Source organism: Pseudomonas donghuensis (genome assembly GCF_000696345.2).
In the GTDB taxonomy this organism is placed as follows: domain Bacteria; phylum Pseudomonadota; class Gammaproteobacteria; order Pseudomonadales; family Pseudomonadaceae; genus Aquipseudomonas; species Aquipseudomonas donghuensis.
On the sequence record NZ_CP071706.1, the window covers coordinates 2496311 to 2509142 of the forward strand.

The window sequence follows — 12832 nt, forward strand, 5'->3', positions numbered from 1 at the left end:
ATGATCCGACCACACTTGCCCCTGAACGCCCTGCGTGCGTTCGAGGCCTCGGCCCGGCACTTGAGCTTCACCCGCGCGGCTATCGAGCTGTGCGTGACCCAGGCGGCGGTCAGCCATCAGGTCAAGAGCCTCGAAGCCCAGCTCAAGGTCACCCTGTTCAAGCGCCTGCCGCGCGGGCTTATGCTCACCAGCGAAGGGGAGACCTTGCTGCCGGTGCTGCGTGAATGCTTCGACCGCATCGCCCAGACGCTCGACTGCTTCGACGGCGGCCATTATCGCGAGGTGCTGACCGTGGGCGCGGTGGGCACTTTTGCCGTCGGCTGGCTGCTGCCGCGCCTGCCCGAGTTCCAGGCCCTGCACCCGTTTATCGATTTGCGCCTGTCGACCAACAACAACCGCGTCGATGTCGCCGCCGAAGGCCTGGACTATGCCATTCGCTTTGGCTCCGGCGCCTGGCATGGCATCGATGCGCAGCCGCTGCTGGAGGCGCCGCTGTCGGTGCTGTGTGTGCCGTCGATTGCGCTGCAGCTGCACACGCCTGCCGATCTGTTGCAACAAACCCTGCTGCGCTCCTACCGCAGCGATGAATGGACCGAATGGTTCCAGGCCGCCGGGCTGTCGGGCGCGGTGCAGCCTTCGCGGACCATGGTCTTCGATTCGTCGCTGGGGATGATGGAAGCGGCCCTGCAAGGCGCTGGCGTGGCCCTGGCACCGCCGCTGATGTTCGAACGGCTGCTGGCCAGCGATGCCATTCGCCAGCCGTTTGCCTTGAGCATCAGCACCGGTAGCTACTGGCTGACGCGCCTGCAGTCGAAGGCCGAGAGCCCGGCGATGGCAGCGTTCAAAAGCTGGTTGTCGAAGGCGGCTACAGGCTGAAGCGTGAAGGCCGGCAGCCTCGCAGCTCGGGCGCAAGCTGGCCATCGATCAGCTCTTGCGCAACCAGGCGACCGACCACCGCTGCCAGGGTCACGCCCGAATGCATCACCGCCAGGTACAGCCCGCTGACAGCGGGCAAGGCCCCGATGATCGGAATGCGATCATCCGGCATGGGCCGCCAGCCAACCTCGGTGCTGATCAGTTCAAGCTCCTGGCCCCGATGCAAACTGTCCCGAATGGTATTCAGCGCCCGCTGGGCAATAGCCTCGGGGCCGTTTTCGCCGTCGGCATCAAGGTAGTCTTCGGCGGCCAGGACCTGCTCGGGCGTCGGTTGGCGGATTTCCAGATCGTTGCTGGCGATCAGGGTGTGCACCAGTCGCTCGTGTGCCCGCAGGCGGATCAGGATCGACGGCGACGGGTGCAGCGGTAATGTCACGCCCAAGGGCTGCAGCAAGGCCTTGCACTCGGTGCCGGCCGCCAGTACCAGGCGCTCGCAGGCAATCAGCCCGCCAGTCGTAACGAGTGCCGCGACGGCGCCGTCAAGGCATTCGATGGCCAGCACCTGGGTGTCGATCAGCACGTTGGCGCCGTTGGCCTGGGCGCGCTCCAGCAGCAAACGGGTCATCGCTGGCGGGTCGATGGAGCCTTCCTGCGGCGCAAACAGCGCCTGCTGCCGGGGCGCTTTGAAATGCGGCTCAAGCTGTTGCACACGAGCGGGGTCGATCGGCTCGACGCCGTCAGCAGGCGACAGCGCCTGGTTGAACGACAGCGCGCCGGTCCAGTTGATCGGCGCCGTGCCCAACTCGTTTTGCAGCCGGTGATACTCGGCAATCGCCAGGCCGCGCAGTTGGGCAAATTCGCCGGGCTGTGGCGACGTTGTGTTGAGCCAGCCAAAGGCCTGTGAGGTGACGCCCAGGCCTGCTTGGCCCTTGTCGATCACCGTCACCTGGGCATGCTTGCTCAGGTGATAGGCAATCGAGGCGCCGACGATACCGGCGCCGATCACTACGACGTTCGGGCGTTGCCGGTCGGTGGTCATTGGCGATTCTCCGGCCAGGTGGCGGTCGGGAAGTAGCTTTCCATACCGGGCTCCTTGTGCTCGACGCCGTTGCGCTGCCAGTAACAGGTCAGGCGCGCGTTGTTATCCAGGTCGCTGTGGGCCAGGCAGGTCGAGTAGTGTCCGGGCCAGGTGAAGCGCAGCACTTTCGCGCGGGCGATGGCCGCGACCTCGACCTTGCCGATGGCCGTCCGGGTCTTGCCGTCGATGGTCTTCGCCAGCACCAGTTGACCGTCCAGATAGCGCAGGGTGGCCCGGCCCGAATACGTGGCGCCGTTGTCCGGTTGTTTACCGACCAGTGCATAAGGCCCGACCACAAAGCCGTAGAGCGGGTCCGGATAGTCTTCATCATCGGCCACGCAAGCCGTGCCGACCAGCATCAAACCCAGCAGCAACAGCCTCATAGCGGCAGGGCCTGAAGCATGACGGCACCAACAAACAGCAACAGCGCAAGGCTGATGCCGATCAGGGGAATGTTGAACCAGTAGCGCCGCGCCAGCAGCGCCATGCTCGCCAGGAACACAACCCCCAGGCCCAGCAGAAAGCCGTCACGCAGCAGCGCCTGCGGTGCTGCCAGGGCCAGGTAGCCATACACCAGGCCGAACAGCATGGCGCCCAGGCTATGGCTGGCATTGAAACCCACCCAGGCACGCCACACCGTCGTCTGCCGGGAAATCACCGGGGAGATTTTTTGCATCTGTTCGCCCAGCGCCGGGTCACGCGGCTGGAACTTGTTGCTGGCGAAGGTATAGACCAGGTGCACAGTGCCCAGTAGCAGGGCGATGGCGGCGCTGGCACAGATCAGTAGTTGAGCGATCACGGGCAATCCTTTGGCAGGTGAATAAAGCGCCGCCGGTGGGCCAGCGGCGAACAGACAATCTACTTCAAGGCCAGCTGGCGGGTGATGGTCGGGTCGCTGATCTTGTCGTCGTCAATCAACAGCAGGGCCTTGGAGAGGATGATCGACAGCAGGGCGTCGCCCTCGAACGGCAGGTACTGCGGCGTGGTCTGCTGACGCGCCTTGGCGTCGGGGACGATGCACAGGTACTGATCGTTTGGCAGCATGAGGATGTTGCCCGAGCCCAGATGGATCTTGTAGCTGCGCAGCTTGCCGGTGACTTCGAGGAAGCGCCCGTGCAGGGCCCATTTGTCTTTGAGCCGGGTCATGCGCGGCAGCAGTTTTTCCAGCAGCTGCTTGCGCGTTTGCGCGGTGGCGCCCAGTTCGCCGAACGAATGGTTGTGCCAGTAATCGCGGTAGCGGCCGTCCGGCCCGCCGTCGGCCCACAGCGGGTCGTTGGCCAGCGAGGCGACGCCGACGAACAGGTCGACATCGCGCATCACTTCGCTGAGCACCAGCGCCGGGACCTGCTCCAGTGGCAAGGGCGCGGCATCGTCGGCGTTGTCCCAGCGGTTCACGGCATAGCCGCCGCCACCGGCATGGGCGCTGCGTTGCGCGGCATCGATGGCGTAGAAGCGTACCTGGTCGGTGCTCAGGCGCAGGAAGGCGCCGGCTTCGTTGGTGTCGACGCCATAGTCGTCACCCACGCCCTCGATCCAGAACTCGGCACGCAAGCCCCAGGCCGGCAGCTCGCGGGTGGCCGGCGGATAGCTGTCGTCGACCATCAGCCGCAGCTTGTTGCGCCAGCCGCGGGCGGCGGCCAGGGCGTGGAACTGGTGCTGACGCAGAATGTGCGCGGCGAAGCGGTTGGAGTAGGTGGCGGTGTTGCGCTCGGCTTCGGTCAGCAGGTAGACCTCGCGGTGGGCCTGCTTGAACGGCTGGGTGATCTGCAGCGCTTCGATACGCTCGCGCCAGGCGAGGACCTCATCCAGCGGGCGGCCGATCGGATGCCAGAGGCGTACTTCGGCCTCGCTGGACGGGGTAACGGTGTTGCCATCGAGGCTTTGCAGTTCGCCCTCGGTGAACACCACGGCGTGCTGCTGGCCGGCTTCGCTGATCACCCAGATCAGCCGCCGCGCCAGGGTGCCGATCAACGGGTGGTCGAGGTAGCGCTCCTGCCATTGGCCGAACGGCCAGTGCTTTTCCAGCAGGAACAGGCTGTCCAGGCGCTCGGCCTGGGCCGGCAACATGGCGCCGATGTCCTTGAGCGCACCTTGCAGTTCCTTGAGCTCTTCCTTGTATTGAGCCTTGACCTTGGCCGGCACCGATTTCTGCGGTGTGCCGTCGGCGCGCAACCAGCTCAGGGTGGCGCTCTTGCCATCGACTTTAAGCTCGGCGACAAGCGCGCCATCATCGAAACTTTCGCGGCGCAGGCCGACCTGTTCCAGGCCGTAGGTCGGCACGCCGAGTTCTTCGATCTGGTCACGCGGCAACTGCAGGGCCTGGGCGGCGCTGGTGAAGGCTTTTTCGATTTCCTTTTGCGCCGTGCCGAACTTGACCCGTACCTTGAGCAGGGCCAGTTGCCCGACCGCTTCGCTGCTGGGGATCGAGGACAGGGCGAACACCGCCGCGTTGCCGACCTTCGGTGCCCGCGGGCCGATGCCGCGCACCTTGCGGTAGGCGCTCAGGGCCAGGCGGGCGATGGCCCGGGTCAGTTCGCTGTCGGCCAGCGGCGCGCTCATCCACAGCAGACCGCGCAGCACCGTGGCGTTGCCATCGTGCATGCGCGCGCGGTCATCGCTGCTTTCCCAGCCAACGTTGAGCAGTGCGCCGCAGCGCCCGGCATCGACCCGCGCAAACCAGCGCAGCAGGGCCTCGCGCAGTGCGCCTTCACCGACCTTGTGCAGCAGCGCCTTGGCGTTCTTCAGCCACTTCGCCGACGGTCGCGCCGAGGTCGCCGCAGCGGCCTGACGCAACAGCGCCAACCAGTCTTCGCGCACCTCGGGGCTGAATTGCTCGAGGTCTTCCAGGGCCAATTGAGTCCAGTGTTCGCAGGGCGCCAGTACCTGCCAGGCGCCGTTGCCCAGCAGCGGGTCGAGCTTGGCCATCAGCTGTTCGCCAAAGTTGCCGTAGTGACCGAGGTCAGCGCACTGGCTGCGCAGCATGATCAGCAGGTCGCGCAGGTCGTCGGGCATTTGTTTGTAGTTTTGCGCGATGACCCAGTCAGTCACGGTCAGGGTCGGCAGGGTGCCGTAATAGGCAAAGCGGTAGCTGGTAAACCATTGCAGCACCGGCTCGGCCAGTTGCCCGACATCGGCGCCGTTCTCCATCAGCCAGGTCATCAACGCTGGCAGTACGCCGTAGTCGAAGACATGGGAAAAGGCATGGCCTGCACTGGCCGTGCTCAGTTCACCGTTGTAGGCCACCACCCGTTCGATCAGCGCCAGCACCAGGCGCGTGCGAAACGCCGGGTCGGGGCTCAGGGCCATGACTGCCGGCAGTTTGCTCAAGGCAAAGACCATGGCATCGGGGCGACCGTGGATCTTCTGCAGCAGCGGTAGCAACTCGCCGATCAGCTCATGCTCGTGGCGCAGTTCGGAGCCGGCCAGCAGCGGGTAGCCGTCCGGGCCGATGTGCTCGACCGGGCCCAGCTCGGTTTGCGGGCGGTCGTGGCGAAACGCCTGAAGTTGTTCCAGGGCCATGGTTCAGCCTCCTACCAGTGGGGTCAGTTTGATGAAATTGACCACGCTGTCGTGACGGATGGTCAGGACTTCGTCGAGGCTTTCGGCCTGACGTTCGTCGAGGAGGATGAAAAAGCCATTGCGCGCGAAGGCGTCGCAGGCGATGTCGACCTGCTTGCGCCAGTCGATGTTCGCACGCTCGATGGGAGGCTCACCGTTGAGCGCGGCTTCCAGCGGCTCGGGGCTGACCAGGCGCTGGCGCCGGCTGTGGCCGGTGTCGTTGTTGCGCAGCTGGACTTCCTGGTGAACCCGCTCGCGGATCAACTGGCGCACGGTGATGGTGTCGGTGGCAAAGTGCAGGGCGAAATCGTCGAAGACTTCGCCCGAAACCGACTCGTCGCGGACGGTGAGCGTTGCCATGGGAACTCCTTTTCTGGCAAGAGGCAAAACGGATGGGCGCAAGGGTATCAGGCTGGCTCGGGGATTTCGATGCGCAGGCGCTTAGTGTTCGCTGCTGCTGATTCGCGCGCGAAAGAACTCACCCGGCGGCAGGCCGAACTGCTTGCCGAAGGCGGCAATAAACGCCGATAGCGACTCATAGCCGCAGGCCAGGGCCACGTCGGTGACCCGCTCGCCGCGCTCAAGGGCGGGCAGGGCGCTGAGCAGGCGCGTGCGCTGGCGCCAGAGGCGAAAGCTCAAGCCGGTTTCACGTTGAAGGCGGCGGCTCAGGGTTTTCTCCGACACGCCGGCCTGCTGCGCCCAGGCGGTCAGCCCGGTAGGCGAATCGGGATGTGCCTGCAGGTGGCGGCACAGTGCGCGCAGGTCATGGTCAAGCGGCAGCGGCAGCATCAACTGTTGTTGTTCGGCGTGCCCCAGTTGATCGAGCAGCACCTGCGCCAGGCGCCCGTCCGGGCCCGCAGTGTCGTATTCCACCGGCAGTTCGCTGAAGGTCCGGATCAGCTCGCGCAACAGCGGATTGACCGCGATCACCCGGCACTGCGGATCGCTCCAGCCTGCCGGCGCCTGCTCCAGGTAAAGGCTGCGCAGGCAGGTGTCCTCGGCGCAGCTGACCCGGTGCTGGACCTGCGCCGGCACCCACACCGCCCGCTGTGGCGGCACCAGGTAGAAACCCTGGTCGCTGTGCACCTCCAGCACCCCGCGAATGGCATAGGACAACTGCCCCCATGGATGGGCATGGCGGTAGCCGAGCACCACGTTGGGCAGCGCCTGCACGTGGCCATACACCGGGCGCGGCAGTGCCGTCAGCTGTTCCAGCGACTGTGGGGTGAAGGCGGGCGGTTGTCCTTTTGGCGACACTGGCGGGGCGCTGGCGTTAGTGAAAGTCGGGCAAAGACCTTAACGTCTGCAGCGCCACAATAACAAGCTGGGAGCGGCCATGAAGTACCTGCGGATGCTGTTCGACAATTTCACCCTGGCGTTGCTCGGGGTCATCCTCATTGCCACCCTGTTGCCCTGCGAAGGCAGTGGCGCCGTGGTGTTCGGCTGGCTGACCAACCTCGCCATCGGCCTGCTGTTCTTTTTGCATGGCGCCAAGTTGTCGCGCGAGGCGGTCGCCGCCGGTGCCGGGCATTGGCGCCTGCACCTGCTGGTATTTGCCTGCACCTTCGTGATGTTCCCGTTGCTGGGCATGCTGTTCAAGCCCTTGTTCCTGCCGCTGGTGGGCGATGAGCTGTACCTGGGCGTGCTGTACCTGTGCGCCTTGCCGGCCACGGTGCAGTCGGCCATCGCCTTTACCTCGCTGGCCCGCGGCAACGTGCCGGCGGCGATCTGCAGCGCGGCCGCGTCGAGCCTGCTGGGCATCGTACTGACGCCGTTGCTGGTGGTGCTGCTGATGGACGTCGAAGGTGACAGCGGCTCGAGCCTGGATGCAGTGCTGAAGATCGTTGCGCAACTGCTGGTGCCGTTCGTGGCCGGGCAACTGGCGCGGCGCTGGATCGGCAGCTGGGTAGCGCGCAATGCACGCTGGTTGAAGCGCGTCGACCAGGGCTCGATTCTGCTGGTGGTCTACACCGCCTTCAGCGATGCGCTGGTCAGCGGCCTGTGGCATGCGGTACCGCCGTCGCGGTTGCTGGGCCTGGCGCTGGTCTGCTGCCTGCTGCTGGCCGTGGTGCTGTGGCTGACCAGCGCGCTGGGGCGCTGGCTGGGCTTCAACCTCGAAGACCGCATCACGATCCTGTTTGCCGGCTCGAAAAAGAGCATGGCCACCGGCGTGCCGATGGCCCAGGTGCTGTTCGTGGGCGGTGGCATTGGCGCGATGATCTTGCCCTTGATGCTGTTTCACCAGCTCCAGTTGATGGTCTGTGCAGTGTTGGCCCAGCGCTATGCCGCGCGCAGCGACGAGCCTGCGCTTACAACAGAACCCCTTTGACCGGTTGCAATTGCGCCGGCGCCGCTGCGCCTTCGAGCTCGCGCACGGCGATTTCCAGGTTGCGACACATGGCATCCAGGGCCAGGTCGTTGGGCTGGGTGTCGAACGGGTCTGCAATCTGGTCGCCCAGGGCATCCAGGCCGAAGAAGGTGTAGGCCAGCACGCACACGGCAAAGGGCGTGAACCAGCCGATGCTGTCGACCAGGCAGAACGGCAGCAAAAAGCAGTAGACGTGGACGATGCGGTGCAACATGAGGATGTAGGGGTAGGGGATGGGCGTGTTCTTGATCCGCTCGCAGCCGCCCAGCACGTACGACAGCCGGTTGAGCTGCTGATCGAGGTTGGCCTGGATCACCTCGCCGGCACCGGCGTCGCGGGCCTGGGCCATGAAGCGCTGACCGAGCACGCCAAGCAGGCGGCTGGCGGGCGCATCGCTGCTGGCCAGGGCAGTGCGTGTCGACGTGTCGAGCAGGCGCTGGCGATCGGCACTGGCCGGGCTGCCGCGCAACTGGTCGCGCAGCACGTAGGCGAAGGCGATCAGCGGGTCGAGCAGGGCACGGCGTTGGCTGGCGTCGAGGTCGGGCAGCAGGCTGAGGGTCTGGCGGGTCAGGTTGCGGCTGACGATCAGCAGCTCGCCCCACAGCGTGCGCGCTTCCCAGAAGCGCTGGTAGGCCACGGTGTTGCGAAAACCGAGGAAGATCGCCAGGGTCAGGCCCCAGAGGGTGAAGGGCGTGGCAGTGAGGATTACCTTGTACTCGAACAGGGTACCGTGGGTGGCCACCACCGCCGAGCTGATCAGTACGGTGTACAGCACCTTGCGCCAGATGGCCGGGATGATCGAGCCCTTGAGCGAGAACAGCAGGACGCGGATGGAGGGTTTTTGCGGCTGGATGATCATGCGAGGCAAGCCTTGGCAGTGGCGCGAAAATATCCGCGCCACTGTAAGGCAAAGGCGCCTGCGGTAGCTAGGCGCTGCAGAAGGTGAGGAGCCTAGCAACTCACCTGGGCAGGCTAGGCCGTTGTTAAGGTGAAGTTGTCGAGGTAGGCGTAGTCTCGGCAGATGACCACGATCCAGGCAATCTGTTCGCCGTCTGGAGCGTTGTATTTCACCTCATGATCCCTGGGCTCTCCGGTGTATGACAAAGTGGCCAGCAGGTTGCCATGCAGCCCATAGAACTCGACCTCACCAGGAAATTGCTTCCAGGTCCAGAAGAACTTCAGCTCGGAGCAAGGGAGCACAGGAGTGATCTGCAGTTTTTGCGGATTGTTCGGCTGATGGTGCTGTTGGCGTTGAAGTGTGATGGCTGGGCCTTCTCGCATTCCGGGTTCTGCGGCTGTCGGTTCGATGAAGGCTTTGATGCCCAGAGGATCTTCGAGGAGCTTGATGGTCATGGTCTTGCGTAGCAGTTGAATTTCCTCACCCTGGGAAATCGTTTGTGCAGGCTGGCCATCGAGGTTTTCGGTGATGGTAACTGGGTATATCCGGATATCGTCGAAGCTGAAATCCGCGCCATGGTCACTGCCGTTGCCGGTATCGTCACGACCGATCAGTTCGATAGCGTGGGAATGTTCGCGGGCGCGGAACTGCCAGCGAAGGATCTGCCATTCAGGTGCGGTGACGGCAAACTTGCCCTCGAGGGGGATGCCATCCAGCTCAAATGACAGGTGAGGGGTCTTGGAGCTGTTGCCGTTGCGTTTTACCCGCATCGACAGATGATAGTCGGTGTCGGGCACAAGGCCTGTCAGTTCCTTACTGATCACCCTGCCCAACAGGTTACCGGCAAAGTCTTCGAAGTGCGCCCAGTGGTTGGCGCCGTCGGAGGTCACCGCCAGGGTCTGGCCGTTGGGGCCTTTCCGCCAGCCATTCCATGGGTCATTGCTGGATTCGAAATCGGTGTGATCGATAAACAGTTCCATACGCCCTGCCTCCGGGGTGGTGCCTGTCGGTCGACAGGCCTCGGTGCATTCGAGCACCGCCAGGGCGTGCTGGCTACTGGCAAAAATACCAGGTGCCGCGGCTATTCATGGCAGCAGTGGGGTGGTTGGGCGACGTCTTCGTAACGGTCATGGTGGCGCACCCAGTCCATGGTGCCTTCCTCGTTGCGGCCCTTGGGCATCAGGTCGAGGAAGTTATAGGTGCCGACCAGAATGTCCAGGCCGCGGGCAAAGCTTGAGTAGGTATGAAACAGCATGCCGTCGGCATCGCGGTAGAACACGCTGAGGCCCGGCAGCTCGGTTTCCTCGCCCGAATACGGCGCGTAGTTGTACTGATCGCTGCCCTTGCCGCCGACGCCGAAGTCCTGGTTGAAGCTGCTGGCATGCGACGAGACCCAGGGAAACTTCCAGCCCATGCGTTGCCTGAACGCCTGGAACTGGGCGTACGGTGCACGGGATACTGCCACCAGCGACACATCGTGATGGGCCAGGTGCAGGTTGGCGCCGTCGAAGTGGTCGGCCAGGAACGAACAGCCGGGGCAGCCTTCCTCCCAGTCTTCGCCGAACATGAAGTGGTAGACCAGCAGCTGGCTGCGGCCGGCGAACAGCTCGGCGAGGTTCAGGCGGCCCTCGGGGCCTTCGAAGCGGTAGTCCTGTTCGACCCGTACCCAGGGCAGGGCGCGGCGGGCTTTGCTCAGTTCATCGCGTTGGTGGGTCAGGGCCTTTTCATGCAGCAACAGCTGGCGGCGGGCGCTGAGCCATTCGCTGCGCGAGACCACCTGGGGGTTTTGATAGTTGTCCATGGGTACGGCTCCGCTGGGGGAATGTACTCATGGTCGATTGTCGGGTGGGGGATTCGACAGGGGTGAGTGCAGGGCTGATGAACGGTGGTGAATTCATCGCGGGTCAAGCCCGCTCCCACAGGTTTTGCATCAACCCTTTGTGGCTGGCTTTAAGCCCCCACAGACCCACTGTGGGAGCGGGCTTGACCCGCGATGAGGCCAGTACAGCCAACTCATCAAGTGGTGCCCGGATTACGACCGCTTCGCGCTCGATCGCGGGGCAAGGCCCGCTCCCACTTTCAGCCGGACATCCGCCCGATCAACGCCCACAAGCGCTCATCCTCAAAATCCTTCACCACCAGCTGCGCACCGGCCTCAAGCAAGGCTTCAGGCCGCTGGCTGGTCGACAGCCCGACGGTGAAGATCCCCGCGCCACTGGCCGCCTTCACCCCCGGCAGCGAATCCTCGAACGCCAGCGAATGCGCCGCCCGTGCCTGCAGGCGCTCAAGGCCGGTGAGGTAGGGCAGCGGGTCGGGCTTGGCCCGGGCCAGCTCTTCGGCCACCAGTACATGTGCAAAGCGTTCATTCAGGCCCATGGCGTCGAGCATGTGCACGGCGTTGGCCCGCGGCGCGTTGGTGACCACGGCAACGCCGATGCGCCGGTGCTCGGCATGTTCGAGCAGGCGCAGCAGGCCGGCGGTGGGCTGCAAGGTCGGTGACAGGGCGCGAAAACGCGCCTCCTTGCGGTCGGCAAATAGCTGGTGCTCGCTCACCGGCCGGTCCGGGAACAGGTAACGGCACAGGTCGGCATTGGCCCGGCCGCTGACGTGGGCATCGAACTCCGCTTCGGTGAACACCCGGCCTTCTTCGAGCAACAGCTGTTGCATGGCCAGCAGGTGGAGTTTGTCGGTATCGGTCAGGGTACCGTCGAGGTCGAACAACAGGGCATCAAGCATGGTCGGCTTCCGCTGCGGTGGCCGGCCATGATAACCGGATCAGCGGGGCTGGTCAGATACGTAGGAAAAGAGTACAAATGTACTCCATGAATACACTATCGCCCAAACGCCGCGCTATCCTCGACTTCATTCGTCAGCGCATCGCCGATCAGGCTCAGCCGCCGAGCCTGGCCGACATCGCCACGGCCTTCGGTTTTGCCTCGCGCAGTGTCGCGCGCAAGCATATCCAGGCGCTGACCGAGGCCGGCTTCATCGCGGTCACGCCCAACCAGGCCCGTGGCATTCGCCTGGCCGGCGTCTTGCGCCGCCCCGAGGTGCTGGAGATCCCGGTGCTCGGTCAGGTCGCCGCTGGCCGGCCGATCGGCCCGGACGTGGATATCCACGAGCAACTGATGCTCGATTCACACCTGTTCAGCCGCTCCCCCGACTACCTGCTCAAGGTGCGGGGCGACTCGATGATCGACGACGGCATCCTCGATGGCGACCTGGTCGGCATCAAGCAGCAGGCCGACGCCCGTGACGGGCAGATCATCGTCGCGCGCCTGGACGGCGAGGTGACCATCAAGCGCTTTGAACGCGCCGGCGGGCATTACCGTCTGCTGCCGCGCAACCCGGCGTATGCCCCCATCGAGGTTGGCCCGGAGCACGACTTCGTCATCGAAGGGGTGTTCTGCGGCCTGGTGAGGCGCGGCTGATGGGCGCGGTGGTCAGCCTCGACGGCCTGCTCGACCAGCAACGGGTCTGGAAGGGCCGGCCGCAGGCCTTGCCCCAGGGCCTGCAGCCCACCGGTCATGCCGCCCTGGACGCGGCGCTGCCCGGTGGCGGCTGGCCGGCCGGGGCACTGACCGAACTGCTGCTGGCGGCAGAAGGCTGTGGCGAGCTGCAACTGCTGTGGCCGAGCCTGGCGCGCCTGACCCAGGCCGGCGAGCGGGTGGTACTGATTACCCCGCCGTTCATTCCCTACCCACCGGCCTGGCAGGCGGCAGGGGTCGATCTGCAGTGGTTGGCGGTGGTCCAGGCGGGGCCAAGCGAGGTGCTCTGGGCCGCCGAGCAGTGTTTGCGCTCGGGCAGTTGCGGCGCCGTGCTGTGCTGGCCGCATAAAGCGGATGACCGCGCCTTGCGCCGCTTGCAGGTCGCTGCCGAAAGCGGCCAGACCCTGGCCTTTGCCTGTCGCCCGCAACAGGCTGCGCTCAACCCGTCACCGGCGGCACTGCGCATTGCCGTCGATGCCCTGCCGGCCCAGTGGCGAGTGCTCAAGTGCCGCGGCGGCCTGGCCCCGGCCACGCCGATTGCCTGCCCCGGGCGAGGCTGATGGATC

At 65.0% G+C, this 12832-nt stretch carries 14 protein-coding genes; 4 read left to right on the top strand and 10 right to left on the bottom strand.

Annotation, left to right across the window (positions count from 1 at the left end; genetic code table 11):
- Positions 1-876 carry a LysR family transcriptional regulator gene (locus BV82_RS11645; RefSeq protein ID WP_036996030.1) on the top strand — a complete coding sequence of 292 codons (876 nt, stop codon included), beginning with the start codon at positions 1-3 and terminating at the stop codon, positions 874-876.
- Here the strand turns inward: BV82_RS11645 and BV82_RS11650 are convergent.
- The 6 genes from BV82_RS11650 to BV82_RS11675 all read right to left on the bottom strand — a co-directional run bounded on the left by BV82_RS11650 (position 866) and on the right by BV82_RS11675 (position 6769).
- The gene (locus tag BV82_RS11650) at positions 866-1915 is read right to left on the bottom strand and encodes an NAD(P)/FAD-dependent oxidoreductase (RefSeq protein ID WP_036996027.1); all 1050 of its coding nucleotides are present in this window, start codon (positions 1913-1915) and stop codon (positions 866-868) included. The genes BV82_RS11645 and BV82_RS11650 overlap by 11 nt on opposite strands.
- On the bottom strand, positions 1912-2337 hold the full coding sequence (locus BV82_RS11655) for a hypothetical protein (protein WP_010221776.1): 426 nt from the start codon (positions 2335-2337) through the stop codon (positions 1912-1914). Before BV82_RS11655 ends, BV82_RS11650 begins: the two co-directional genes overlap by 4 nt.
- Positions 2334-2753, bottom strand: coding sequence for an LIC_13387 family protein (locus tag BV82_RS11660; protein WP_010221778.1), 420 nt, complete (start codon positions 2751-2753; stop codon positions 2334-2336). The genes BV82_RS11655 and BV82_RS11660 overlap by 4 nt, the downstream gene beginning before the upstream one ends.
- A 59-nt stretch (positions 2754-2812) precedes the next feature.
- Entirely contained in the window at positions 2813-5473 is a 2661-nt protein-coding gene (locus BV82_RS11665; RefSeq protein ID WP_036996026.1) for a DUF4132 domain-containing protein, read from the bottom strand.
- A 3-nt stretch (positions 5474-5476) separates the two neighbouring features.
- A complete protein-coding gene (locus BV82_RS11670) occupies positions 5477-5872 on the bottom strand; it encodes a hypothetical protein (protein WP_010221781.1) in 396 nt (131 codons plus the stop codon).
- 81 nt (positions 5873-5953) lie between these two features.
- On the bottom strand, positions 5954-6769 hold the full coding sequence (locus BV82_RS11675; protein ID WP_036996025.1) for an AraC family transcriptional regulator: 816 nt from the start codon (positions 6767-6769) through the stop codon (positions 5954-5956).
- 79 nt (positions 6770-6848) lie between these two features.
- Between BV82_RS11675 and BV82_RS11680 the strand changes: the two genes are divergently transcribed.
- A complete protein-coding gene (locus BV82_RS11680; RefSeq protein WP_010221783.1) occupies positions 6849-7841 on the top strand; it encodes a bile acid:sodium symporter family protein in 993 nt (330 codons plus the stop codon).
- Here the strand turns inward: BV82_RS11680 and BV82_RS11685 are convergent.
- From BV82_RS11685 to BV82_RS11700, 4 genes are all read right to left on the bottom strand, one after another.
- A complete protein-coding gene (locus BV82_RS11685) occupies positions 7822-8739 on the bottom strand; it encodes a bestrophin family protein (protein ID WP_010221784.1) in 918 nt (305 codons plus the stop codon). The two genes, BV82_RS11680 and BV82_RS11685, sit on opposite strands and share 20 nt — an antisense overlap.
- A gap of 113 nt (positions 8740-8852) precedes the next feature.
- A complete protein-coding gene (locus tag BV82_RS11690) occupies positions 8853-9758 on the bottom strand; it encodes a hypothetical protein (RefSeq protein ID WP_036996024.1) in 906 nt (301 codons plus the stop codon).
- A gap of 101 nt (positions 9759-9859) precedes the next feature.
- Positions 9860-10579, bottom strand: a complete 720-nt coding sequence (locus tag BV82_RS11695) for a DUF899 domain-containing protein (protein ID WP_036996023.1) — start codon at positions 10577-10579, stop codon at positions 9860-9862.
- Between the two features lie 278 nt (positions 10580-10857).
- Positions 10858-11514 carry an HAD family hydrolase gene (locus tag BV82_RS11700; protein ID WP_036996022.1) on the bottom strand — a complete coding sequence of 219 codons (657 nt, stop codon included), beginning with the start codon at positions 11512-11514 and terminating at the stop codon, positions 10858-10860.
- Positions 11515-11591: 77 nt separating this feature from the next.
- Here BV82_RS11700 and lexA point away from each other — a divergent pair, with 77 nt between their 5' ends.
- Together lexA and imuA are read left to right on the top strand one after the other, a co-directional pair.
- Positions 11592-12209: a transcriptional repressor LexA gene (gene lexA / locus BV82_RS11705; protein WP_026001228.1), complete on the top strand. Its 618-nt coding sequence runs from the start codon at positions 11592-11594 to the stop codon at positions 12207-12209.
- A complete protein-coding gene (gene imuA / locus BV82_RS11710) occupies positions 12209-12826 on the top strand; it encodes a translesion DNA synthesis-associated protein ImuA (RefSeq protein WP_010221789.1) in 618 nt (205 codons plus the stop codon). Before lexA ends, imuA begins: the two co-directional genes overlap by 1 nt.
- Positions 12827-12832: the final 6 nt, after the last annotated feature.

Coding starts and splice junctions, on each gene's coding strand:
- BV82_RS11645 (WP_036996030.1), top strand. CDS start 1: ATGATCCGACCACACTTGCCCCTGAACGCCCTGCGTGCGTTCGAGGCC.
- imuA (WP_010221789.1), top strand. CDS start 12,209: ATGGGCGCGGTGGTCAGCCTCGACGGCCTGCTCGACCAGCAACGGGTC.
- BV82_RS11685 (WP_010221784.1), bottom strand. CDS start 8,739: ATGATCATCCAGCCGCAAAAACCCTCCATCCGCGTCCTGCTGTTCTCG.
- lexA (WP_026001228.1), top strand. CDS start 11,592: ATGTACTCCATGAATACACTATCGCCCAAACGCCGCGCTATCCTCGAC.
- BV82_RS11680 (WP_010221783.1), top strand. CDS start 6,849: ATGAAGTACCTGCGGATGCTGTTCGACAATTTCACCCTGGCGTTGCTC.
- BV82_RS11665 (WP_036996026.1), bottom strand. CDS start 5,473: ATGGCCCTGGAACAACTTCAGGCGTTTCGCCACGACCGCCCGCAAACC.
- BV82_RS11690 (WP_036996024.1), bottom strand. CDS start 9,758: ATGGAACTGTTTATCGATCACACCGATTTCGAATCCAGCAATGACCCA.
- BV82_RS11695 (WP_036996023.1), bottom strand. CDS start 10,579: ATGGACAACTATCAAAACCCCCAGGTGGTCTCGCGCAGCGAATGGCTC.
- BV82_RS11650 (WP_036996027.1), bottom strand. CDS start 1,915: ATGACCACCGACCGGCAACGCCCGAACGTCGTAGTGATCGGCGCCGGT.
- BV82_RS11655 (WP_010221776.1), bottom strand. CDS start 2,337: ATGAGGCTGTTGCTGCTGGGTTTGATGCTGGTCGGCACGGCTTGCGTG.
- BV82_RS11700 (WP_036996022.1), bottom strand. CDS start 11,514: ATGCTTGATGCCCTGTTGTTCGACCTCGACGGTACCCTGACCGATACC.
- BV82_RS11670 (WP_010221781.1), bottom strand. CDS start 5,872: ATGGCAACGCTCACCGTCCGCGACGAGTCGGTTTCGGGCGAAGTCTTC.